At 34.9% G+C, this 24033-nt stretch carries 20 protein-coding genes and 1 tRNA gene; 10 read left to right on the top strand and 11 right to left on the bottom strand.

The features are described 5' to 3' along the window. Positions 1-157: 157 nt before the first annotated feature. Positions 158-901, top strand: coding sequence for a GTP pyrophosphokinase family protein (locus DWZ63_RS12860; protein WP_022015489.1), 744 nt, complete (start codon positions 158-160; stop codon positions 899-901). 322 nt (positions 902-1223) lie between these two features. Here DWZ63_RS12860 and DWZ63_RS12855 read toward each other — a convergent pair whose 3' ends face one another. From DWZ63_RS12855 to rpmH, 11 genes are all read right to left on the bottom strand, one after another. Continuing rightward, positions 1224-1751, bottom strand: a complete 528-nt coding sequence (locus DWZ63_RS12855) for a DUF4446 family protein (RefSeq protein WP_055946655.1) — start codon at positions 1749-1751, stop codon at positions 1224-1226. 2 nt (positions 1752-1753) lie between these two features. After that, the gene (locus DWZ63_RS12850; RefSeq protein ID WP_055946755.1) at positions 1754-2698 is read right to left on the bottom strand and encodes a ParB/RepB/Spo0J family partition protein; all 945 of its coding nucleotides are present in this window, start codon (positions 2696-2698) and stop codon (positions 1754-1756) included. A gap of 21 nt (positions 2699-2719) precedes the next feature. Beyond that, entirely contained in the window at positions 2720-3481 is a 762-nt protein-coding gene (locus DWZ63_RS12845) for an AAA family ATPase (RefSeq protein WP_022015492.1), read from the bottom strand. Between the two features lie 1268 nt (positions 3482-4749). Continuing rightward, a complete protein-coding gene (gene rsmG / locus DWZ63_RS12835; protein ID WP_055946652.1) occupies positions 4750-5469 on the bottom strand; it encodes a 16S rRNA (guanine(527)-N(7))-methyltransferase RsmG in 720 nt (239 codons plus the stop codon). A gap of 252 nt (positions 5470-5721) precedes the next feature. Beyond that, positions 5722-7590 carry a tRNA uridine-5-carboxymethylaminomethyl(34) synthesis enzyme MnmG gene (gene mnmG, locus DWZ63_RS12830; RefSeq protein WP_118500075.1) on the bottom strand — a complete coding sequence of 623 codons (1869 nt, stop codon included), beginning with the start codon at positions 7588-7590 and terminating at the stop codon, positions 5722-5724. A gap of 16 nt (positions 7591-7606) precedes the next feature. Beyond that, positions 7607-9025, bottom strand: a complete 1419-nt coding sequence (mnmE, locus tag DWZ63_RS12825) for a tRNA uridine-5-carboxymethylaminomethyl(34) synthesis GTPase MnmE (RefSeq protein ID WP_055946646.1) — start codon at positions 9023-9025, stop codon at positions 7607-7609. Between the two features lie 81 nt (positions 9026-9106). Beyond that, entirely contained in the window at positions 9107-9907 is an 801-nt protein-coding gene (gene jag, locus DWZ63_RS12820) for an RNA-binding cell elongation regulator Jag/EloR (protein WP_055946643.1), read from the bottom strand. Positions 9908-9976: 69 nt separating this feature from the next. Continuing rightward, positions 9977-11302 carry a YidC/Oxa1 family membrane protein insertase gene (yidC, locus tag DWZ63_RS12815; protein WP_118500074.1) on the bottom strand — a complete coding sequence of 442 codons (1326 nt, stop codon included), beginning with the start codon at positions 11300-11302 and terminating at the stop codon, positions 9977-9979. Positions 11303-11340: 38 nt separating this feature from the next. Next, positions 11341-11553 carry a membrane protein insertion efficiency factor YidD gene (gene yidD, locus DWZ63_RS12810; protein WP_022015499.1) on the bottom strand — a complete coding sequence of 71 codons (213 nt, stop codon included), beginning with the start codon at positions 11551-11553 and terminating at the stop codon, positions 11341-11343. Beyond that, positions 11550-11891: a ribonuclease P protein component gene (gene rnpA, locus DWZ63_RS12805; RefSeq protein WP_055946637.1), complete on the bottom strand. Its 342-nt coding sequence runs from the start codon at positions 11889-11891 to the stop codon at positions 11550-11552. The genes yidD and rnpA overlap by 4 nt, the downstream gene beginning before the upstream one ends. 60 nt (positions 11892-11951) lie before the next feature. After that, complete coding sequence (rpmH, locus tag DWZ63_RS12800; protein ID WP_022015501.1) at positions 11952-12086, bottom strand: 50S ribosomal protein L34; 135 nt, start codon at positions 12084-12086, stop codon at positions 11952-11954. 920 nt (positions 12087-13006) lie between these two features. Between rpmH and dnaA the strand changes: the two genes are divergently transcribed. The 9 genes from dnaA (at position 13007) to DWZ63_RS12755 (ending at position 23663) form a co-directional block, all read left to right on the top strand. Then, complete coding sequence (dnaA, locus tag DWZ63_RS12795) at positions 13007-14386, top strand: chromosomal replication initiator protein DnaA (protein WP_022015502.1); 1380 nt, start codon at positions 13007-13009, stop codon at positions 14384-14386. A gap of 347 nt (positions 14387-14733) precedes the next feature. Then, the gene (dnaN, locus tag DWZ63_RS12790) at positions 14734-15834 is read left to right on the top strand and encodes a DNA polymerase III subunit beta (RefSeq protein WP_055946632.1); all 1101 of its coding nucleotides are present in this window, start codon (positions 14734-14736) and stop codon (positions 15832-15834) included. A gap of 17 nt (positions 15835-15851) precedes the next feature. Then, a complete protein-coding gene (locus DWZ63_RS12785; RefSeq protein WP_055946629.1) occupies positions 15852-16064 on the top strand; it encodes an RNA-binding S4 domain-containing protein in 213 nt (70 codons plus the stop codon). An 11-nt stretch (positions 16065-16075) separates the two neighbouring features. Next, the gene (recF, locus tag DWZ63_RS12780; protein WP_055946624.1) at positions 16076-17161 is read left to right on the top strand and encodes a DNA replication/repair protein RecF; all 1086 of its coding nucleotides are present in this window, start codon (positions 16076-16078) and stop codon (positions 17159-17161) included. A 49-nt stretch (positions 17162-17210) separates the two neighbouring features. Beyond that, positions 17211-19133, top strand: coding sequence for a DNA topoisomerase (ATP-hydrolyzing) subunit B (gyrB, locus tag DWZ63_RS12775; protein WP_055946620.1), 1923 nt, complete (start codon positions 17211-17213; stop codon positions 19131-19133). A 106-nt stretch (positions 19134-19239) separates the two neighbouring features. Then, positions 19240-21735 carry a DNA gyrase subunit A gene (gene gyrA / locus DWZ63_RS12770; RefSeq protein WP_118500073.1) on the top strand — a complete coding sequence of 832 codons (2496 nt, stop codon included), beginning with the start codon at positions 19240-19242 and terminating at the stop codon, positions 21733-21735. 81 nt (positions 21736-21816) lie between these two features. Then, complete coding sequence (locus DWZ63_RS12765; protein WP_118500072.1) at positions 21817-22659, top strand: fumarate hydratase; 843 nt, start codon at positions 21817-21819, stop codon at positions 22657-22659. A gap of 249 nt (positions 22660-22908) precedes the next feature. Next, positions 22909-23442: a Fe-S-containing hydro-lyase gene (locus tag DWZ63_RS12760; protein ID WP_055946610.1), complete on the top strand. Its 534-nt coding sequence runs from the start codon at positions 22909-22911 to the stop codon at positions 23440-23442. A gap of 133 nt (positions 23443-23575) precedes the next feature. After that, positions 23576-23663 (top strand) — tRNA-Ser (locus tag DWZ63_RS12755). Positions 23664-24033: the final 370 nt, after the last annotated feature.

The following is a 24033-nucleotide window of genomic DNA, read 5'->3' as shown; positions in this document are numbered from 1 at the left end:
CTATTAGTTAATTTGATATTTCCAATTAACTAATATCAAGTTTATATTTTAAACTGAAAACACAAAACAAAAATCTTTTTATTTTGTTTTCAGCTAATTAATACCAAACTTACTTTTCAAACGGTTAGTAGTACATTTTATATCAAGGGGGGTTTTTATGGAAGTACCAATATATTATGATGAAGAAGAAGAATGGCAGCGAGCATTACTGCTTTACGATGCAGTATTAAAAGAAATATGTACCAAGATAGAAATATTAAATAACGAATTTAAACTAGCTCATCAGTATAACCCGATAGAACACATATCTTCGCGTATTAAATCTGCTGACAGTATAGCTCGTAAAATGCGTATAAACAACAGAGAGCTTACCGTAGAAAATATTATCAGATATGTAAATGATGTTGCAGGGGTACGCATCATCTGTACCTTTACTTCAGACATATACCGTATAGCAGATGCTATAGCCAAGCAAAGCGATGTAACTGTACTGCGTGTCAAAGATTATATCGCCAATCCAAAACCTAATGGATATACAAGCTACCATATGATAGTATCTATTCCTATTTTTCTTTCTAATGACAAAATAGATACAAAGGTTGAAATACAGATACGCACAATAGCTATGGATTTTTGGGCGAGCCTTGAGCATAAGATATATTACAAATTTGACGGAAAAGCTCCTGATGGTATCAGAGAAGAACTTAAAGAATGTGCAAATATTATCTCATTTCTTGACCAGAAAATGTTTTCTATCAACGAAGATGTAAAACACTATCACGATGATTTTAACGGCGGTTCATTTGTTACAGATGACTTGCCTGCACATATTTCAAAAGAAAAATCTGATACTATTCCATCAGAATTAAAATCTCTATATGGCAGTGTAGTATCAGAATAGTGCTGCATATATGCTACATTTATTTTAAAAAAGCATAACACATATATTTATTTACTTATAAGAATATCAGAAGCCATTTTCCTGATATTCTTATAATGTTATTTATAAAATTATATTTACGAATATACACTAAAATTAAAAGGCTGCTGAATTTTCCAGCAACCTTTTTTATATATTTCATATACTCTTATTTCATATATTCTTATTTCAGTTTCAAACAGAAAACTTTTTATATATTACTCTCCGGTAAAAAACTTTTTATATATTACTCTCGGTCTAAAAAATTATTGTATTTCACTCTCCAGAACAATTTATATATATATTACTCTCCATCTGAAAACTTCTTAAGACCGATATTTGATTTTGCCTCCTCGAGAGCCTGCTGTTCTTCTTCAGATAAAATCACAAAGGCTTCTCCGTTTACAACTTCTTTAGCATATGTAAAACAGCCTTCTCTTGAACTGTGCATAGAATTTATAATAAAACCATTGTCCTCTTCAGTAAGCAAAACAAGTACAAAACTAAGTTTTCCACCTATTTCCTTAAATGCATCATATTTTACAAGTCCTATTTTTTGATATGACGAAACAAGTCGCCCAGATACATTTTCAACTCTCTCACTAAGTTCATGAACTTCTGCCTCCAGCACATCTACTGTCGAAAACTTATCTAAAATAGCTTTTTCGAGATTTTTTCCATTTTCGCCAGCCATAAATTTTTTATATTTTTTTCTTGTACTGCTGTTTTTTGCCATTGTCACAATTAGCATAATAAACATAAGCAATATTACCCCTGCCATACCTAACACAACATATCCAATATCAATTCCAAATTCATTAAATAATTTCATTTTTAGTCTGCCTCTCTCTCGTCTTTAATTCCATGAATTAATTCAAGTATTCTTTCAAATTCACTCTGTGAATAATACTCAATTTCAATTTTTCCCCTATCTTTTGATTTTCTGTTAATATTAACTTTTGTTCCAAAAGTCATTTTTAAATCTTCTTCAAATCTCTTATAAATTATTTCTTCCTGAGAATTTACCTGTTTTTTATTTTCTTTTTTCTTACTCTTTCCGTTCAAAATATTCTTAACAAGTTTTTCTGTATCTCTTACACTTAACTTTTCATCAAAAATTTTCTGTGCAATTTCATATTGCAAATCCCCATCTTCTATTGGAATAAGCGTTCTTGCGTGACCACTTTTTAATTTTTCCTCAATAACCATCCGTCTTACTCTCTCATCCAATTTGAGAAGTCTGAGTGAATTAGTTATAGCCACCCTGCTCTTTGACACTTTTTCAGCAACTTCATCCTGTCTCAGATTATATTCCTTTATAAGCTGTTCATATGCCTCTGCTTCTTCAATGGGATTTAAGTCTTCTCTTTGAATATTCTCAATAAGTGCAATCTCCATTATTTCCTGATTGCTGTAATTTTTCACAACTACCGGAATATCCTTAAGTCCGGCTATTTTTGCAGCCCTCCATCTTCTCTCTCCTGCAATAATTGTATATAACCCTTTTTCGCCCTTTTGCACTACAAGTGGTTGAATGATCCCCCTCAATTTAATTGACTCAGCAAGTTCATGTATAGAATCTTCATCAAAACTCTTTCTAGGCTGATTTTTATTAGGTTCTATTTTATTAATATCTATGGTATCAACCTCTTTAATAACTTCCTTAACAACCTCTTTGATAACTTCTTTTGTCTTTATGTTTTCTTTTTCTGACTTAGTTTTTTCTTTTGCCTGCGGTATCAATACATCGATACCTTTTCCAAGACCTTTCTTAGCCATAATATGTTTTCCTTTCATAACTTATTTTCTTGCAATAACCTCATCTGCTAAAGCCCTATATGCTTCCGCTCCAGCGGATCTGGGCGAATACAAATTAATTGGCTGTCCATAGCTTGGAGCCTCCGCAAGCCTTACATTTCTTGGAATAATTGATTTATATATTTTCTTATCGATATTCTCTTTTACATTTTCTACAACCTGTAATGACAAACAAGTTCTTGCATCATACATAGTGAATACGATTCCCTCAATTTCAAGTTCATTATTTAATCTCTCTTTAACAAGCTGGATTGTGTACATTAATTCGCTGAGTCCTTCTAATGCATAATACTCACATTGAATAGGTACTATCACCGTATCAGCCGTAGTCATTGCATTAACAGTAAGCGTATTTAATGATGGTGGACAGTCAATTATAATAAAATCATAGTCATCTTTTATTCTTTCAACTTCCTTTTTTAATATAAACTCTCTGTCTACTTTCCCAATAAGTTCAATTTCAGCTCCGGCCAAGCCTCTTTCTGACGGAACTACAAATAACCCATCCATAATTGATTTAGTTATAGCATTTTCTATCTTAGCCTCGCCTAACAGGACTTCATAACTCGTATCTTCAACTTCATTTTTGTCAATTCCCAACCCACTCGTTGTATTTCCCTGAGGATCCATATCAATCGTCAAAACTTTTTTATCTTTTTCAGCCAGACAAGCTGATAAATTTATTGCAGTAGTAGTTTTACCTACACCACCCTTTTGATTTGATATTGCAATTATTCTCCCCATTTTTTCACCTCATTTCTTTTATCTTGTTAAATATCAGCCGTAAAAAAGAGTAAAACCAGCGTTTTGCTCTCCAAGAATTGTTTCGCTATTCTCGTTGATGCCACACTACTTTACGAGCATTTTCCTGTACAGTAAAATAGTAATATTGATAATGTTATAATGTTTCACGTGAAACATTATAATATTATCAATATTATTTGGTTTCACTAGCTGTATTTTATTTTTGACATTTTCTATTTTACAACAAACAGAACTTTTTTTAAATACAAATACTTATTTTTTTATTTAGTAATAGTTCTTTTTTTAAAATCAACTCTGTGCTTCTATCCATTTATTCTCTAAAACTCTGCACATCAGTCTCTAATATATACTTTTCCTTAATAGCTTTTAACTTTTTCATATGTTCTGTTTTTAAATGCTGTTGTTGTTTTTCTTCAGATATCCACTTTTCTACCAGAAGTAAACCATCAGAATTTGTTACATTATAAAAATATTCATAAGAAATAAATCCATCTTCTTTTTTTTATTTTGTCTAAGATTTCACTTTCGATTACTTCATTAACAAATATCTCTCTGGTTTCATGTTTTACCTTATAATTAACTAATATTGTTATTTGTCCCATTAATTTATTTTGTCTTTCCTTCCCTGATATAATGTAACATTAATATTTCACCAAATAATTTGTATAAATTTTCATCTGCTTCATTGCGTCAACTGTAAACCGCCACATTCTTTTGCACATTTTTCCACCGTGCGTACCGAAAATCCACTCTATGTCGTTTAACTTAAAATCTGAGATACACTACACTGATTTTCAAATTCAAAAACGGTATAATGTTTCACGTGAAACATTATACCATTTTTATTAATAATCTTCTACTGTCCTTCACAAATATTTATATATTTTTAGTAACAGTTCAGACATAAAAAGATAATTGGCAATACAATGAGCTTGTTCATTGTATTGTTAAGTACCTTTTTATGGTAGAACTGTTACTATTTTTAAGCAAAAAATTGACTATATTTGAAATTTCAAATTATCCCTTTTTCCAAAGTTCTGCAGAAATGCTAAAACTTAAAAATCAAACTTATATTTCAAACAATATTTTTGGATAGTAATTAACTATCTAAAATAGTTAATTACTCTAAACAGATATTCACAACCATCTCTTTTTTGTCCTTAACACTATCCGCTGTTGCTGGCAGCAAAACACAAAATATTAATATTCTCTGTTTAGTTCCATCTGGGTGATACAAATGAACCATTTTATAATGGACTCTTTTTAGGCTTACCGCCCTGTCTCGGATATTTTTTATTTAATTCCTTTTTCTTTTCAAACACGACAAAACTTCTGCTTATATCTGTATTTGGGATTGAAAAGCCAATAACATCTTTTATCCTGCAAAACAATTGTTTTTGAGCATTTTTTGATAATTCAATTTCTTCTGTCACATCACCGGATTTATATGACACAAATACACCTCCTACTCTCACAAACGGTATGCAATATTCCAAAAGTGTAGACATATTTGCAACAGCTCTCGAAACACAATAATCGAATTTTTCTCTATACTCCGTATCTCTTCCTAGTTCCTCCGCCCTCGCATGAATTGTTGTAACATTTTTCAAATCACAGATTTCTATTACTTCGTTTAAAAATTTTATTCTTTTATTCAGCGAGTCCATAAGAACAAATTCTGCATTGTCAGTCACGATAGCAAGTGGTATTCCCGGAAACCCTGCTCCTGTTCCCACATCAATAACTTTTTTACCGTCAAAGTTAATCTTTTTAATCAATGCAATACTGTCAATAAAATGCTTATAAACCACATCTCTCTCATCAGTAATAGCAGTAAGATTCATCACTTTATTTTTTTCTATCAAATGTTCATAAAACTTTTCAAACTTATCAAGCTGACTATCAGTCAAATCAATATCTGCTGCCAACGCTCCATCTTTTAGAATTTCTTTTAACTTTTCACCCATTATTCCACCTCTCTTCCAAAAAAAGATAATCTTTACTTTATAACCAAATCAGGCAATTAAATATAACATTTATTTTATAATTAAACCATACGATTAAAGCTCGTTTTAATTTTGCAATCAAGCCAGCAGACATAGACAATCTGTATTTTATAATTATTATTTCAAACACTTAACAATACACCTGATTTATACCATCAAAAAAAATCACTTTCTTATCTAATCTCAGCAGTATATCACCGTTGTTTACAAAAATCACTTTCCAAGATATATAAGAAGCACCGATATATCCGCCGGTGATACTCCCGATATTCTTGATGCCTGTCCCACCGATGCCGGTCTTAATTCTTTTAGTTTCTGGACCGCTTCTTTTCTAAGGCTATAAACATCATCATAATCAATATCTTCAGGTATTTTTTTATTTTCAAGTTTTTTATACTGCTCTACCTGTCGTAACTGTCTTTTTATATAGCCCTCATATTTGAGTTCAATGTTTACCTGTTCTTTTACATCTTCCGGAAGTTCTTTTCTGTCCTTGTCTATATCCTTGATTATCTCATATGACAATTCCGGTCTTTTCAATAATTCCGCAAGAGTTGTTCCCGACTGTAACGGTGTACTTTCATATTTTGCAAGAAGTTCCTGAACTTCTGCTCTCGCACCTACAGTTGTCTTTTTCATCCTCTCCACTTCTTCTTCAATAAGTCTTTCTTTTTCAAGCAGCTTTTCGTAACGCTCATCATCTATAAGACCTATCTCATGACCTATTCCCGTCAGACGCATATCTGCATTATCCTGTCTTAGCAAAAGCCTGTACTCTGCTCTTGATGTCATCATTCTGTACGGCTCATTTGTACCCTTTGTCACAAGATCATCTATAAGTACACCTATATATGCCTGCGATCTGTCCAAAACGACCGGTTCTTTTCCCAAGAACTTTCTTGCCGCATTTATTCCTGCAATTATCCCCTGGGCTGCTGCCTCCTCATATCCTGAGCTTCCATTTGCCTGTCCTGCACTGAAAAATCCTGATATATTTTTAAATTCCAATGATGCTTTTAACTGCAACGGATTTATACAGTCATATTCGATAGCATAAGCATTCCTCACGATTGCTGCGTGTTCAAGCCCCGGAACTGTATGGTACATTCTGTACTGCACATCCTCTGGCAGTGAACTTGACATTCCACCTATATACATCTCATTTGTGTATAGACCCTCAGGCTCTAAAAATACCTGATGTCTTTTTTTGTCAGCAAATCTAACAACTTTATCCTCTATTGACGGACAATATCTGGGACCCGTTCCCTTTATATTTCCAGAGTACATTGGCGACCTGTCAATATTTTCTCTAATAATTTCATGTGTTTCTTCGTTAGTGTAGGTAAGCCAGCACGATACCTGCTCTCTCTCCAACTCTTCAGGTGTGTTTGTAAATGAAAACGGAACTATATTTTCATCACCTTTCTGCTCCTCCATTTTAGAAAAGTCAATCGTTCTCTTATCAACTCTTGCCGGTGTACCCGTTTTAAATCTTCTAAGCTCTATTCCGAGGTCTAAAAGCGACTGACTGAGACTGTTAGCCGCACTTAGTCCATTAGGACCTGTATATTGGCTTACATCACCATATATACATCTTGCCTTTAAATATGTTCCCGTACACATGATAACAACATTGCAAGGGTAAATTGCATCAGAAGTTGTCTTAACCCCCGCAACTTTTCCATCTTCCACAAGCACCTGTGCAACCTCACCCTGTTTTATCGTGAGATTATCCGTATTTTCAAGCACTCTTCTCATTGAATTACTGTAATTTTTTTTATCAGCCTGTGCCCTTAAAGAGTGAACAGCCGGACCTTTAGACATATTTAACATTTTCGTCTGAATAAATGTCCTGTCTATGTTTTTTCCCATCTCGCCACCGAGCGCATCTATCTCCCTAACCAAATGCCCTTTTGAACTTCCACCTACATTTGGATTACACGGCATCATTGCAATACTGTCAACGCTAACCGTAAATATAAGCGTTTTTAAGCCAAGCCTTGCTGTCGCTAAAGCAGCTTCGCAGCCGGCATGACCTGCACCTATTACAACCGCATCATAACTTTCATAAGTATATGGCATTTTCTTAACCTCCATCTTATTTTCCCATACAAAATTCTTTAAATATTTTATTGACTAAATCCTCTGATGCCGTTTCACCGTTTATCAGACCAAGTCCCTTATAAGCATCCATCATATCTATTGTAAAGAAATCCTCCGGCATTTCATCGTCTATTGCCTGCAGCACGGCATCTATGCTTTCTATTGCAGCCATAACCGCCTCTTTATGCCTTATACCTGTCAAATGTACTTGATCGTTAAACGATATATCTCCGTCAAGGAATGAATTATTAACATAATCTTCTAACTCTTTCATTCCCTGTTTTGTCTCATTAGAAAATGTAATACATTCCCAGTCAAGCCTTTTTTGAATATCGTTGACAGTCGTAACCGGGTTAAGATCAGACTTATTCATTAATATTACACCCTTTTTCTGCTGCAATATATCAATTATCTGGAAATCTGCATCATCCAGTTTTTCACTTGAATCAACAACATATATTATAAAATCACATTTATCTGCATACTCTATTGCTTTATTTACACCGATATTTTCTACAACATCATCCGTTTCATGTATTCCTGCCGTATCCACAAGATTTAAAATAACATCCCCAAGCTTAACTCGCTCCTCAAGAATGTCCCTTGTCGTACCTGCTACATTTGTGACAATGGCTCTTTCCTCATCGAGAAGCAGATTCATAAGCGAAGACTTTCCGGCATTTGGTTTTCCTACTATAACCGTATTTATCCCCTCTGACTTCATTCTGCCATCATCAAAATGCTCAACAAGCTCATTAAGCTTATCTTTATCCCTCTCAAGTTTATCTCTTAATTCAAACCTAAACTTTCCAAGGTCATAATGTTCAGGGTCGTCAAGTGCAGCTTCTATATATCCCATATCATAAAGTATATCCTGCCTTATATCTTCAATATATTTTGATAAATTTCCTTCAAGCTGGCTCAGTGCACTGTCTAAAGCATAATTATTTTCAGATGATATAAGCTTCATTACAGCCTCAGCCTGTGCAAGATCTATTCTTCCATTAAAAAATGCCCTTTTGGTAAATTCACCCGGCTCAGCAAGAGCAGCCCCGTTTTTCAGTACCGTTTCCAAAATCTTTTTTACTATAAATGGCCCTCCGTGTGAATCAATCTCTATCACATCTTCCCTTGTATAACTGTTAGGTTTTTTCATAACCAAAACCATAACCTCGTCTACAACTTTCCCCTCATCAACGATAAATCCATAATGTATCGTATGTGTATCTGTTTTTTCAAAAAATTTATCATCAGACTGCACATCTTCTTTCTCACATTCTGATGACAGGTCTATCTGACTTCTTTTTCTAAATATCTTACCGGCGATAGTCATAGCATCATCTCCGCTTATTCTTATTACTCCTATTCCACCGCCCATTCCACTTGCAATACTCGCAATAGTTTTTGTATGCATCAAAACCTCCAAATTTAATATAAAGCAAAAGGGACTGAAAACCAGCCCCTTTCCTTATTCATAGTTACCATCTGCCAGCAACTATTCTCCGTCTGTTGCATTTTTTGTTTCATCAAGAACTACATCTTTATTTTCATCGTATCTGTTATAATTTTTCCTATATGAATTATTATACTTTTTATAACCACCATTATTTCTGTATCTTGATTTATTACCATAACCATACTTTTTCTTCTTGTCGTATTCCTTTTCAAAGCCCGGCTTTAAAGAAATAACAACTTTTCTATATGGCTCCTCACCTTCACTGTGAGTTTCAACATATTTATCATTCTGAAGTGTAGAATGAATCACTCTTCTCTCATAAGGATTCATCGGCTCTAAAATAACACTCTTATGAATCCTCTTAACCTTATGTGCAAGATTTCTTGCAAGATTTTCAAGAGTTTCCTTTCTTCTCTGACGATAATTTTCTGTATCTATCTTTACTTTAACATACTCTTCTGTCTTTTTGTTTATCACAAGACTTACAAGATACTGAAGCGAATCAAGTGTAACGCCTCTCTTACCGATGAGCATCCCCATCTCATCTCCTGAAAGTTCAATATTCATCTGATTTTCAACTTCATTATATTCAATTTCAATATCGACATTCATCTCCATTGCCTTGAATACATCATTTAAGAATTCTACCGCTGTTTCTCTTATATCATCAAGCTTTTTGACACGGATAACAGCAGCTTTACTGAATAATCCAAGTATTCCTGAACTTCCTTCTTCTAAAACTTCATATTCCACTTTGTCACTTGTAGTTTCCAGTTCAACCAATGCATTTGTCAATGCATCATCAACTGTTTTTCCTGTAAATTCTCTCCAATCTGACATATTCTCCTCCATTTCCATAACAGTCAATGCGATTATTGATATTCACACTAAGTGTTATAAACAACAACCTTACTTTTTCTTCCCTGTCTGGCTTTTACCGCTGCTCTGCGAATTTATACGATATTCTTTCTTATCTTTGTCACCGGTATCACGAGCCAGCATATTTGCATAAGCCGCTATACTGCCTTTTTTATAATTCTTGTTTCCGCCATTATTAGGTGAGTCTTTTTTACTGACTGTATTTGCATTTTTATTTATCCCGCTGTTTTTATTTGAACTCTTAGCCTGCGTGGTCTTATTGTTAATGGAACTCGTCCTCTGTTTAGCTATATCCTGCATTGTGTTATTAGGATCAAGCCCCATCTTTTCCATGCGCTTTTTATTCTTCTCAACATTTTTTGCCATCTCGGCATCCATATCTATCTTTGAGAAATAGACATTTATTCCAATTCCCTGGAATATACGAAATACATTACCTGCAACCCAGTATATACCAACACCTATTGGGAACATAAAACACATCAGACCGGTAATAAATGGCATTACATTGTTCATAGTCTTCATAGACTGTGCCGTAGGATTGTCTGATGCATCCGGCTGCTGTGTTCCTGCCATACTTATCTTCGTGCTGAGTATCTGTGTCACCACCGATAAAATCGGAATAATAACACTTACACTCTTTATTGCCGGAGTATCTGCAATATTCAACCCTAAGAATGTGTTGATATGCTTTGATTTTTCTGCTACTTCCATAATAGCTGTCTTTAAATCAGGGCACTTTGCTGCAAGCTGTGTCCATGCATTCGTATTGAACTGTCCAAGTACATCTACAAAATAACTTATATTATCACTATTTTTTGCTGCTGATACAGCATTTGTAACAACATATGTGCTTGATGAAACCATCTTTGAGAGCTGCTCAACGCTTACTCCCGCACTTTTAATCTGCTGTGCGATTCCGCTGTAAACATCATATACTTGAGGTACATATGCCGGAATATTATAAATAACACGATATAACGCAAATAATATAGGAAATGTTATCAGCATAGGCAGACATCCGCTTGCCGGACTTACTCCATATTTCTGATACACTGCCTGAGTTTCTAAAGACATCTTCTGCTGTGATGCCTGATCTTTCTTATTTTTATATTTTTTCTGAATCGCCTGAATTTCAGGATTCATTATCATCGACATTTTTGAGAATTTCTGCTGTTTGATCTGCATTGGCATCATCAGACCATTTACCAAAAATGTAAACAAAATCATACAAATTCCTGTATTCTCAATACCGAAATTCGCCAATAAAGCATATAATGCCTGTAAAATATAACCCAGAACTCTCGCTATCGGTCCTAAAATAGCACCTTGGTAAGTTGTTAAAATTACATTCATAAATTATAAGTCCTCCTGTGCCAAATCAAAGGGGAATCTCAAGGAACCGGATCGTACCCGCCCTTCGCAAAAGGATGACACCTCAAAATTCTTTTTACAGCCAAAAAACTCCCTTTAAAAAAACCATACTTTTCCAGTGCTTCTATCGCATATTGCGAACAAGTAGGTGTATATATACACGTCGGTCTTCCTTTCAAGGGAGATATATATTTACGATATATTTTTATTATAAATACAAGTATTGATTTCATAGTTGATCATCTCTTAAAATTTTATGCATCTTACCCAAATGTAAAAATGCACTTGCAATATCACTATACTTTTTACCTTTAGCTGTATTTCTAGCAATTATAACAATGTCATAACCCCTGGCAAACTTTTCTTCATTTAATCTGATACTCTCTCTTATCAATCTGGTAACCCTATGCCTGACAACACTGTTTCCAACTTTTTTACTGACTGTAATCCCATATCTGTTATTACTGCTGCCATTTTTTAGTATATACATAACCAAATATCTGTTGGCATAGGATTTACCATGATGATATACATTTAAAAATTCAAAATTTTTTGAAATCGATATAAACACAACTTTTCCCTCTACAAAGGCAAATCTTTATGATAGAAGAAAAGGTCACATAAATGCGACCTATGCGGATAACTTATGTCTTCCTTTTGCTCTTCTGCTTGCTAATACTTTTCTTCCATTAGCTGTCTGCATTCTCTTTCTAAAACCATGAACCTTTGATCTTGATCTTTTCTTTGGCTGAAATGTCATCTTCATTACAAAACACCTCCTTTATTTCTACTTCTACGCATATAATCACGCATATCACATATTATATTAGCAAAAGAGCAATTCGTCAAGTAAAATTCTTGATTTTAGATGAATTTAAGAAATGAAAGGCTGAACTGTTACGAATTTAATAAAACCAGTGCTATTAGTTTTATAAACTCCGCTGGTACACAGATATTTATATAGCATGATAAATTTAAACATTCCAAAATAACAATATTTACCCATATATCCGATTAATATAAACACTGTTAATATTAACATTAAAATCACATTATTTAACACATTTTCAACAGTTTTATTCACAAGTTAATACTGTTAATCAAAAAAATTGTTTATATGTTGATTGTATCAATAACATATTATAATAGGAAGAAACTTTTTTATTTCTATTTCCACAATTAATATTCCACATTAATAATCAACATCATTAACATAGCTGTTTATATAGTGTAAAGTCCTATAAATACTGTATTTGAGAATGTTGATAAAATGTATGTTCGTCAAGAGTTATGAACAAAATGTGCACAATTTGTGGATAACTCTCCCTCTATGCAACATACTTTCAACAGTTATCCACAAAGTTATTAACATTATCCACTTTTTTGCCGAAATTTCGTGTTTTTTTGTCTTTTCTAATAAATAACAAGTTATGCACAATTTTTGTTAATTTAGTGTTGATAACTGTTAATTAGTTATAAATTTCAGTTTTAACTTCATTTTCAACATTATTAACAACATATCAACAGTTTTTATTAACATCTATGCACTTTTGTTGATAATAACTTGTATTTTATGCCTTTTTGAGATAAAATGATTATATATGATGTGTTATTAGTGCCTATTTTATCTTTATTTAGATAGGTTATTAACATTTTGGAAATTTTTAAGAAATGAGGTACAAAGTCTTGGAAAATGAACTTTATGAAAGATGGGACGAAATCCTTGAGCGGATGAAAGTGGATTTTGATATTTCTGATGTATCCTATCGTACTTTCATTAAAAAATTAAGTTTGTATGGCGTAAAAGACAATACTATTACCATATTAATAGATGATACAAGCATTGGAAGCAACAGCAAACAGTTTATTGAACAGAAATACAACACTTTTCTTTCTGTTGCGATTGAAGAAGTTACTAATGTTCATTATGAACTTACCTACATTTCTTTAACTGAGCTTGATGCCAAAAATTCCACTAATATGCCTGAAAAAGAAGAAAAAAAAGTGAGGTTGAACCCATCCATTAACCCAAACTACACCTTTGACACTTTTATTGTCGGCGACAACAATGACTATGCCCATGCTGCATCTTTGAAAGTAGCCGAAGAACCCGGTGATACTTACAACCCTCTTTTTATATATGGAGGTGCCGGACTCGGTAAAACCCATCTGATGCACGCCATCGCCAACTATATTTTGGAGCACGACAAGACCAAAAAGGTCGTTTATGTTACAAGCGAAACTTTTACAAACGAAATAGTTGATGCCGTTCGAGACAGCAAAAATGAACATTCCACGGCACGTCAGGATTTTAGAAATAAATATAGAACGGTTGATGTACTCCTTATAGATGATATTCAGTTTATTGAAGGAAAAGAAGCTACGCAGCTTGAATTTTTCCATACATTTAATCATCTTCATGGTTTAGGAAAACAAATTATCATATCCAGCGATAAACATCCTTCTACAATGACTACGCTAGAAGAACGTCTTCGTTCCCGTTTTGAGATGGGACTTACTGTTGATATAAAAACGCCTACCTATGAGACAAGAATGGCGATTCTCCGCAAAAAAGTCATCGAGGAAAATATTGCTATAGACGATTCTATATTAGATTACATTGCTTCTAATATAATATCAAACATACGAGAGTTACAGGGTGCCATAAATAAAGTAATCTCTTTTTCAAACCTATGCGGTAAAGAAGTCACAATGGAACTTGCCAAAGAAGCTTTGTCAGATATGATAAATCCGAATATGAAACGACAAATAACCATTGATTATATTACCGAGACTGTTGCAGATCATTTTGGAATTACAGTTAAAGACCTTATGTCTACTAAGCGTAATTCAAATATTGCATTTCCTCGTCATATCTGTATGTATTTATGCCGCCAGCTTACAAGCAGTCCGCTTGCAGAAATTGGTAATAAACTTGGCAACAGACATCATTCTACTATACTTCATGGTATTGAAATAATAGAGAAGAAATTAAATGATCCGGACAACAATGAGGATCTTATAAAAACTCTTGATGTCCTGAATAAGAAAATTGACCCTCAATGATCTTTTAATTAAGTTTTACTTTATATAAGTAATAACATTTACAGTTTATATCCGACTATGGATGTAATCTGTGTATGTTTGTTGATATAAAATTGACATATCGACAATTTTTGTTGATACAGATTAACATTTTCCCAATTTTCACTTTTGTAATTGTGGATAATTTATCAGTTATCAACATCAATTCAGATTTTGTTAAGATAGTTATCCATACTGACTAATTCAGTATCCACAGTGGTTTGAGGTACTTTTCAACTTATCAACACCCCCTACTGCTGCTACTGCTGAATTTACTATTATTATTTTTTATTTTTTTTCTAAAAAAGTTTTGAAGGGAGTTATACACAATGAACATCATTTGTGATAAAAGTAAATTACTCGATGGTATAAATATTGTTCTTAAAGCTATTCCGGGGAAATCAACTATGGCAATCTTAGAATGTCTTGTTATTGAAGCTGAGAATAATATTATTAAGCTTATTGCCAATGACCTTGAGATTGGTATTGAAACTGTAATTGAAGGTCAAATTGTTGAAGAAGGTAATGTTGCTATAGGAGCAAAAGTATTTTCAGACATTATTCGTAAATTACCATCTGAGCAGGTAGAGATTAATGTTAATGAAAACTATCAATTATTTATTAAATGTGGAAAGGCAAAGTTCAATATTGCAGCTAAACCTACAGATGAATTTCCATACCTCCCACAGATTGTTAAAGAAAAACATGTAGAAATATCTCAATTTACGCTTAAAGATATTATCAGACAGACTGTCTTTAGTATTTCTGATAATGAAAATACTAAAGTTATGACAGGCGAATTATTTGAGATTACTGATAATAAATTAAAGGTTGTTTCTCTTGATGGACATAGAATATCTATAAGAAATGTTGAGTTAAACAACTCCTATGACAATATCAGCGTTATTATTCCAGGTAAAACGCTCATTGAGATTAACAAGATTCTTAATGGAGGTGTTGATGATATTGTTAAGATTTATTTTACGGACAAGCATATACTTTTTGAATTTGAAAATACAGTAGTTCTCTCAAGACTTATAGAGGGTGAGTATTATAAAATAGATAAGATGCTTTCAAGTGATTATGAAACTAAGATTACTGTAAATAAAAAAGAAATGCTCGACAGTATTGACAGAACAACTCTTCTCATGAAGGAATCTGAAAAGAAACCTGTTATTATTGATATAAAGGACAATAGTATGGGACTTGCAATGAATTCGTCTATTGGTTCTATGGATGAAGAAATAGATGCAGTTAAGGAAGGTAAAGATATTCTTATCGGCTTTAATCCACGATTCTTAATTGATGCATTAAGGGTTATAGATGATGAGGAGATTACGCTTTATATGATAAATCCAAAAGCTCCGTGCTTTATCAGAGATAAGGATGAAAGCTATATTTATCTCATATTACCTGTTAATTTTAATTAAAATGATTGGAGGCTGAAATGGAAGCAATACAGATTAGTGATGAATTTATAAAACTTGGTCAGGCTCTTAAACTTGCAAATCTTGTATCATCAGGTGTTGAAGCAAAGATAGTCGTTCAAAATGGTGAGGTTAAAGTTAATGGCGAAGTTGATACAAGAAGGGGAAGAAAACTTTATCCTCAGGATGTATTTGAGTATGACGGAAAGCAAGTTACTGTTATCGGGGAGTAAGGTGGAATGTTATGAAGATTGATTCAATAGAGGTGGGAAATTTCAGAAATTATGATTCTGCCAGACTTGATTTTCATGAGCATACTAATATTTTGTATGGTGACAATGCTCAGGGAAAAACCAACATACTGGAATCTGTCTTTGTAGCCGGAACTACCAAATCTCATAAGGGAAGTAATGATAAGGAACTCATAAAAATAGGCTGTGACGAAGCTCATATCCGTATGTTTATAACCAAGCGTGGAGTGTCACACCGTATAGATATGCATCTTAGAAAAAATAAGGCGAAGGGAATTGCGATTGACGGAATACCTATCAGACGGTCAAGTGAGCTGTTAGGCATGGTAAATATCATCTTTTTTTCACCGGAGGATTTAAAAATAGTCAAGAATGGACCGTCAGAGAGGAGAAGATTTGTAAATCTCGAATTGTCACAGCTTGACAATGTATATCTTTATGATCTTGGAGAATACAATAAAGTGCTTCACCAGCGAAACAAGCTTTTAAAACAGATGATTTATGAGCCGTCACTTATTGATACGCTTGATATATGGGACGAACAGCTTGTAAATTATGGTATCAGGATAATAAAAACCCGTACAAAATTTTTACAGATGCTTTCTGAGATTGTGACTAAATACAATTCAAGGCTGACCGGCGGAAAAGAGCGGGTTGAAGTTTTTTATGAGCCGGATGTATCATGGGAAAATTTTGCAGACAAGCTTAAGCAGACAAGAAAAAAGGATTTGCATTTTTGTAATACAGGTGTTGGACCTCACAGAGATGATATATGTTTCATGAATGGAGATATAGATATTCGCAGATTTGGTTCACAGGGACAGCAAAGAACTTGTGCCTTGTCTTTAAAACTTGCGGAGATAGAACTTGTAAAAAAGATAATAGGTGATACACCTGTATTATTACTTGATGATGTGTTGTCAGAGCTTGACAGGAACAGACAAAATTTTTTGATGGAAAGCATAAGTGACATACAGACGATAGTTACCTGTACCGGACTTGAAGAATTTATAGACAAAAGTCTTGCTTTAGACAGAATTTTTAAAGTGACAGATGGTACAGTAAAGATAGAAAAATAAAGTGGAGAGTATTTAGAAGTAATGCAGTTAGCAGGAAATGGAGGAAAAGATGGGAACAGAAGTTAATGGTGAATACGGTGCAGACCAGATTCAGATATTAGAGGGACTTGAGGCTGTGCGTAAAAGACCTGGTATGTATATTGGAAGTACATCTGTAAGAGGACTTCATCATCTGGTCTATGAGATAGTAGATAATTCGGTTGATGAGGCGCTGGCTGGATATTGTACGGAGATAGAGGTATCAATAAATGAGGATAATTCCATCTGTGTAAAGGACAATGGTCGTGGAATTCCTGTAGGTATAAACAAAAAAGCAGGACTGCCTGCGGTAGAAGTTGTATTTACAATCCTTCATGCCGGAGGTAAGTTCGGAGGCGGTGGATACAAAGTATCAGGTGGTCTCCACGGTGTAGGAGCATCTGTTGTAAATGCTTTGTCGGAATGGCTTGAGGTTACAATTCACAAGGACGGAAAAATGTATAGGCAGAGATATGAGCGTGGAAAAGTAATGTATCCGCTCAAAGTGGTCGGAGATACGACAAAGAGAGGAACAGAGGTTGTATTTTTACCTGACAAAGAAATTTTTGAAGAAACTGTTTTTGATTTTGATACGCTCAGGCAGAGACTTCGTGAGATGGCATTTCTTACAAAGGGAATAAAGATAATACTTATAGATAAAAGACTTGAAGAGCCTAAGATAAGAGCTTTTCACTATGAGGGCGGTATTAAGGAGTATGTTGACTATTTAAATAAAAGTCAGACACCAATCTATGATGATGTTATCTACTGTGAGGGAATTAAAAACAACATATATGTTGAAGTTGCAATGCAGCACAATGATTCATATACAGAAAGTACATACAGCTTTGTAAATAATATCACGACACCTGAGGGAGGAACACATCTTACAGGCTTTAGAAATGCCCTTACAAAGTGCTTTAACGATTATGCGAGAACAAACAAACTTCTCAAAGACAGCGAGCCTAATCTTGCCGGTGAGGATATTAGAGAGGGACTTGCAGCAATCGTCAGTATAAAGATTTCTGAACCTCAGTTTGAAGGTCAGACTAAACAGAAACTTGGAAACAGTGAGGCGAGAGGTGCTGTTGAGAGTGTAATGAGTGAACAGCTTACCTACTTCCTTGAGCAAAATCCTCAGATTGCAAAGATTATCTGTGACAAAGCTATACTTGCACAGAGAGCAAGGGATGCTGCGAGAAAGGCAAGAGATCTTACAAGAAGAAAGACTGCACTTGAAAGCACAAGTCTTCCGGGAAAACTTGCAGATTGCAGTGATAAAGACCCAAAGAATTGCGAGATTTACATAGTCGAGGGAGATTCAGCCGGTGGAAGTGCAAAGACTGCAAGAAACAGGGCAACACAGGCGATACTTCCGCTTCGTGGTAAGATATTGAATGTTGAGAAATCAAGACTTGACAAGATTCTTGTAAACAATGAAATAAAAGCAATGATAACGGCATTTGGTACTGGTATCGGGGAGGATTTTGACATATCAAAGCTAAGATATGATAAAATAGTCATAATGACTGATGCCGATGTAGACGGTGCTCATATTGCAACACTTATGCTTACATTCCTTTACAGATTTATGCCTGAACTTATCAAGCAGGGACATGTATATCTTGCACAGCCGCCTCTTTACAAAGTAGAGAGAAACAAGGTCGTGCACTATGCTTATGATGACAATGAGCTTGCACAGATACTTGCAGAGATAGGACGAGACAGCAATAACAAGATACAGCGTTACAAAGGTCTTGGAGAGATGGATGCAGAGCAGCTCTGGGATACAACAATGGACCCTGAAAAGAGAATACTTCTCCGTGTAAACATGGACAATGATTCTGAGGCGGAAATGAATGTAGTATTTAATACATTGATGGGCGACAAAGTAGAGCCGCGTCGCCAGTTCATTGAGGAAAATGCTAAGTATGTAAGAAATTTAGATATATAGCGTAAAAATCAATATATTCAGGATTTGTGCTTTGCACAAACTTGTTGTGTGCAAAACAGCACAGGATTAGTATGAAAATCAGCAAAATGCAGAAATGAGGATGAAAATGGACGAAAATATCTTTGATAAGATTAATGAAGTTGACCTTAAAAAGACCATGGAGACCTCATACATAGATTACGCAATGTCGGTAATAGCTGCGAGAGCTTTACCGGATGTAAGGGACGGTCTAAAGCCTGTTCAAAGGCGTATTATGTATGCCATGATAGAATTAAATAACGGACCTGACAAGCCACACCGTAAATGTGCCCGTATTGTCGGTGATACTATGGGTAAATATCATCCACACGGTGACAGCTCTATTTATGGAGCACTTGTAAATCTTGCTCAGGACTGGTCTACAAGATACCCTCTTGTTGACGGACATGGAAACTTTGGCTCGGTTGACGGTGATGGGGCAGCAGCCATGCGTTACACTGAGGCAAGACTTAGCAAGATTTCAATAGAGATGCTTAGAGACATCAAGAAAGATACTGTTGATTTTATACCGAACTTCGATGAGACTGAAAAAGAGCCTGTTGTACTTCCGTCAAGATTTCCGAATCTTCTTGTAAACGGAACAAGTGGTATCGCAGTAGGTATGGCAACAAATATTCCGCCTCACAATCTCCGTGAGGTTATTGACGGTGTCGTAAAGATAATAGACAACTATGAGATAGACAAAGAAACTGAGATAGAAGAATTATTAAAAATAATAAAAGGACCTGATTTCCCAACGGGAGCAGAGATACTTGGAACAAGCGGCATTGAGCAGGCTTACAGAACAGGAAGGGGCAAGATAAGAGTTCGTGCTGTTTCAAACATAGAGCCTATGGAAAACGGCAAAAACAGAATTGTTGTGACTGAACTTCCGTACATGGTAAACAAGGCAAAACTCATAGAAAAAATATCCGAGCTTCACAGGGATAAGAGAGTTGACGGAATAACAGACCTTAGAGATGAGACAAGCCGAGAGGGTATGCGTATTTGTATCGAGCTTAGACGAGATGTAAATCCAAACATAGTTCTTAACCAGCTTTATAAGCATACCCAGTTACAGGACACATTTGGTGTTATCATGCTTGCACTTGTAAATAATGAGCCTGTCGTAATGAACCTTTTGCAGATGCTTCAGTATTATCTGAAACATCAGGAGGAAGTCGTTACCAGAAGGACGCAGTATGACTTAAACAAGGCTGAGGAAAGAGCACATATCGTAGAGGGACTGCTTATTGCCCTCGACAACATAGACGAGGTAATACAGCTTATAAGAGCCTCAAAAACAGCAGCAGAGGCTAAAGAAAAGCTTATGGATAGATTTTCTCTGTCTGAACCGCAGGCAAACTCCATTGTCGAGATGCGTCTTCGTGCACTCACAGGTCTGGAAAGAGAAAAACTTGAAAATGAATATGCAGAATTAAAGAAAGTAATTGAAGAATACAGGGCAATCCTTGCAGACCGCAAGGTATTACTTGGTGTTGTCAAAAAAGAGATTATTGAAATCCGTGACAAATACGGTGATGACAGAAGAACATCTATCGGATATGATGAATTTGACATATCAATGGAGGACCTTATACCAAACGAAAATACGGTCATCACAATGACAAAACTCGGATATATCAAGCGTATGTCAGTAGACAACTTTAAGAGCCAGCACCGTGGCGGTAAGGGCATAAAGGGAATGCAGACGATAGATGATGATTATATCGAAAATATGCTTATGACAACGACACACCACTATATAATGTTCTTTACAAACAAAGGAAGAATGTATAGGCTTAAGGTGTATCAGATACCTGAATGTGGCCGTACAGCGAGAGGAACAGCAATAATCAATCTTATTCAGCTTATGCCTGAGGAGAAGATAACAGCGGTTATAACGCTCCGTGATTATGACGAAAATAAATATCTCTTTATGGCAACAAAGAAAGGTATTGTAAAGAAAACATCCATAATGGAATATGTCAATATTAGAAAATCAGGACTTCAGGCGATAAACCTCAGGGAGGACGATGATCTGATAGAAGTTAAAGTCACTGACAACACAAAGGACATCTTTCTTGTCACAAAGCATGGTCAGTGTATCAGATTTGATGAAAATGATGTAAGAACGACAGGACGAGTATCTATGGGTGTTATAGGTATGAATCTTTCATATGATGATGAAGTAGTCGCAATGCAGTTAAATACCCAGGGAACGCATATGCTTATAGTATCAGAGTACGGAATGGGCAAGAGAACGGATATAGATGAATTTACCGTACAGCACCGTGGCGGAAAAGGAATTAAGTGCTATAAGATTACCGAAAAGACAGGTAATGTAGTTGCAGCCAAAGCCGTAAATGAAGATACAGAAGTTATGATTATCAATACAGAGGGTATAATCATACAGCTTATGGTAAGTGAAGTGTCAGTTCTTGGGCGTATCACATCGGGCGTAAAGATGATCGAGATGGATTCGGAAAATAAAGAAGTCGTTGTAGCAAGTATGACTCGTGTAAGAGAAACAATTCCTGAAGAAGTTGAGAATGGTCTTATCGAGGAAGATGAAATAAAATAATAAATCTTATTAGCCCGGTTTAATATGACCGGGCTATATTGAAATATATTAAAAAGATTTAATCTAAGAAAGAGGGATAAAATGAGAGAAGTTTCAACAGATGAAATCACAAAGAACATTAAGGAAATGTGTATAGAAGCGAACTATATACTTTCGGATGATGTAAAAAATAAAATAATAAATTCGGCAGCAGTCGAAAATTCAGAAATTGGAAAAAAAATATTGAGCCAGCTTGAAGAAAACATGGAAATTGCTGAAAGGGAGCAGATTCCAATATGTCAGGACACAGGTATGGCAGTCGTATTTATAAAAATCGGTCAGGAAGTACATATAACAGGCGGAAGTCTTGAGGATGCCATAAATCAGGGTGTCAGAGAGGGATATACAGAGGGGTATTTAAGAAAGTCAGTAGTAAAAGACCCGCTTATAAGAGAAAACACAAAAGACAACACACCTGCAATAATACATTATGAGATAATTCCGGGTGACAAAGTAGAGATAACCGTGGCACCAAAAGGATTTGGAAGCGAAAATATGAGCAGGGTATGTATGTTAAAGCCAGCCGATGGCATAGAGGGGGTTAAAAATGCCGTTATAGAGACAGTAAAACTTGCAGGACCAAATGCGTGCCCTCCTGTGGTGGTCGGAGTAGGAATAGGCGGAACATTTGAGAAATGTGCACTGCTTGCCAAAAAAGCACTCACAAGAGATATAAACAGTGAAAGCAGCATAGAATATGTCGCAGAACTTGAAAATGAACTTTTAGACGAGATAAACAATCTTAATATAGGACCAGGTGGACTTGGGGGTAAGATAACGGCACTCGGTGTAAATATCGAGACTTACCCGACACATATAGCGGGACTTCCTGTTGCCATAAATATGTGCTGTCATGTAAACCGTCATAAAAAGAGAATATTGTAAAAATTATAAATTTTCACACCTGAAATTTATGGCTTACATATGCTATGCACAAAAAATATTGCAAAAATGTGATTCATAAGTATTGTATATAAGGGCTTGAAATTTGTTTCTGAGCAAAAAATGTTTTTATGGCGGATGGAAATTTGAGATTGACCGTGCCAAAAGCAAGAAATATTTTAATGTTAAAAGTCAGGAAAATTGAGTTTTAGAAAAAATAATTAAACGAAATATAAGGAAATGAGGGATAAAATGGACAGATATATAAATGCACCAATAGATAATGAAATTGTAAATTCATTAAAAGCAGGAGATTGTGTATATATAACGGGAACAATCTATACTGCGAGAGATGCGGCACATAAGAGAATGTATGAAGCAATAAAAAATGGTGAGAACATACCATTTGAACTTAAGAATAACATAATTTATTATCTCGGACCATCTCCGGCGAGAGAAGGACAGGTCATAGGCTCAGCAGGACCAACTACAAGCAGCCGAATGGACAAATATACACCATTGCTGCTTGAGCATGGATTAAAGGGAATGATTGGCAAAGGAAAGCGTTCAGATAATGTCATAGAATCAATGTATAAGAATAATGCAGTATATTTTGCAGCAATAGGTGGGGCCGGTGCATTATTATCAAAATGCATAAAAAAAGCGGAAGTAATAGCATATGATGATCTTGGAACAGAAGCTATAAGAAAACTCGAAGTAGAAAATCTGCCGGCAATAGTTGTAATAGATAATAAAAAGAATAATATGTATGAGTCACATAAATAGTTATCATGTTGTAAAGTAAAATGTTATATAAGCTCAAAAAGGGCAAATAAAAAATAAAAAAAATAAAAAAAGTGATTGACAAGTAGTCATAAAATTGATATACTAGGTATTGCTCAGCGGAAAAACGCTGAATGGAGAAATACTCAAGAGGCTGAAGAGGCGCCCCTGCTAAGGGTGTAGGTCGTTCACGCGGCGCGAGGGTTCAAATCCCTCTTTCTCCGTTGTGGTTTATTCCACTAAATTTCAATTTATTGGACGGTCGTGAGACGAGATACAAAAGATTGAAAAAAGTTCTTGACAATGTCGAAAAGATGTTGTAAGATACATATCGCTGTCGCAAAAAGCGATAAGAAACAAAGCGTGAAAGCAAAAAGTTTCTTGTTGGTGCGAAAGCAGGAAATCAAAAAGATTTCCAAAATTTTATTTTTTGAAAGATTTCAAAAAATAAAATAAAAAAGTTCTTGACAAGCTAAAGCAAAAGTGATAAGATATATATTGCTGACGCAAACAGCAAGTCAGTAACACTGATAAAGAAATGTCAGTGTAAAAAAGGTCAGATAAAGACCTGGAACCTTGATAATTGAACAGTAA

The organism is Clostridium sp. AF34-13, from assembly GCF_003477845.1.
In the GTDB taxonomy this organism is placed as follows: Bacteria; Bacillota; Clostridia; order Lachnospirales; family Lachnospiraceae; genus Butyribacter; species Butyribacter intestini.
Note: the sequence above shows the minus strand (reverse complement) of the source record. Positions and strands in the feature narration are given on the sequence as shown.

What these genes read in the sequence shown, in the direction of transcription:
- DWZ63_RS12860 (WP_022015489.1), top strand. Translation starts at nt 158, where the DNA reads ATGGAAGTACCAATATATTATGATGAAGAAGAAGAATGGCAGCGAGCA.
- DWZ63_RS12855 (WP_055946655.1), bottom strand. Translation starts at nt 1,751, where the DNA reads ATGAAATTATTTAATGAATTTGGAATTGATATTGGATATGTTGTGTTA.
- DWZ63_RS12850 (WP_055946755.1), bottom strand. Translation starts at nt 2,698, where the DNA reads ATGGCTAAGAAAGGTCTTGGAAAAGGTATCGATGTATTGATACCGCAG.
- DWZ63_RS12845 (WP_022015492.1), bottom strand. Translation starts at nt 3,481, where the DNA reads ATGGGGAGAATAATTGCAATATCAAATCAAAAGGGTGGTGTAGGTAAA.
- rsmG (WP_055946652.1), bottom strand. Translation starts at nt 5,469, where the DNA reads ATGGGTGAAAAGTTAAAAGAAATTCTAAAAGATGGAGCGTTGGCAGCA.
- mnmG (WP_118500075.1), bottom strand. Translation starts at nt 7,590, where the DNA reads ATGCCATATACTTATGAAAGTTATGATGCGGTTGTAATAGGTGCAGGT.
- mnmE (WP_055946646.1), bottom strand. Translation starts at nt 9,025, where the DNA reads ATGCATACAAAAACTATTGCGAGTATTGCAAGTGGAATGGGCGGTGGA.
- jag (WP_055946643.1), bottom strand. Translation starts at nt 9,907, where the DNA reads ATGTCAGATTGGAGAGAATTTACAGGAAAAACAGTTGATGATGCATTG.
- yidC (WP_118500074.1), bottom strand. Translation starts at nt 11,302, where the DNA reads ATGAATGTAATTTTAACAACTTACCAAGGTGCTATTTTAGGACCGATA.
- yidD (WP_022015499.1), bottom strand. Translation starts at nt 11,553, where the DNA reads ATGAAATCAATACTTGTATTTATAATAAAAATATATCGTAAATATATA.
- rpmH (WP_022015501.1), bottom strand. Translation starts at nt 12,086, where the DNA reads ATGAAGATGACATTTCAGCCAAAGAAAAGATCAAGATCAAAGGTTCAT.
- dnaN (WP_055946632.1), top strand. Translation starts at nt 14,734, where the DNA reads ATGAACATCATTTGTGATAAAAGTAAATTACTCGATGGTATAAATATT.
- DWZ63_RS12785 (WP_055946629.1), top strand. Translation starts at nt 15,852, where the DNA reads ATGGAAGCAATACAGATTAGTGATGAATTTATAAAACTTGGTCAGGCT.
- recF (WP_055946624.1), top strand. Translation starts at nt 16,076, where the DNA reads ATGAAGATTGATTCAATAGAGGTGGGAAATTTCAGAAATTATGATTCT.
- gyrB (WP_055946620.1), top strand. Translation starts at nt 17,211, where the DNA reads ATGGGAACAGAAGTTAATGGTGAATACGGTGCAGACCAGATTCAGATA.
- gyrA (WP_118500073.1), top strand. Translation starts at nt 19,240, where the DNA reads ATGGACGAAAATATCTTTGATAAGATTAATGAAGTTGACCTTAAAAAG.
- DWZ63_RS12765 (WP_118500072.1), top strand. Translation starts at nt 21,817, where the DNA reads ATGAGAGAAGTTTCAACAGATGAAATCACAAAGAACATTAAGGAAATG.
- DWZ63_RS12760 (WP_055946610.1), top strand. Translation starts at nt 22,909, where the DNA reads ATGGACAGATATATAAATGCACCAATAGATAATGAAATTGTAAATTCA.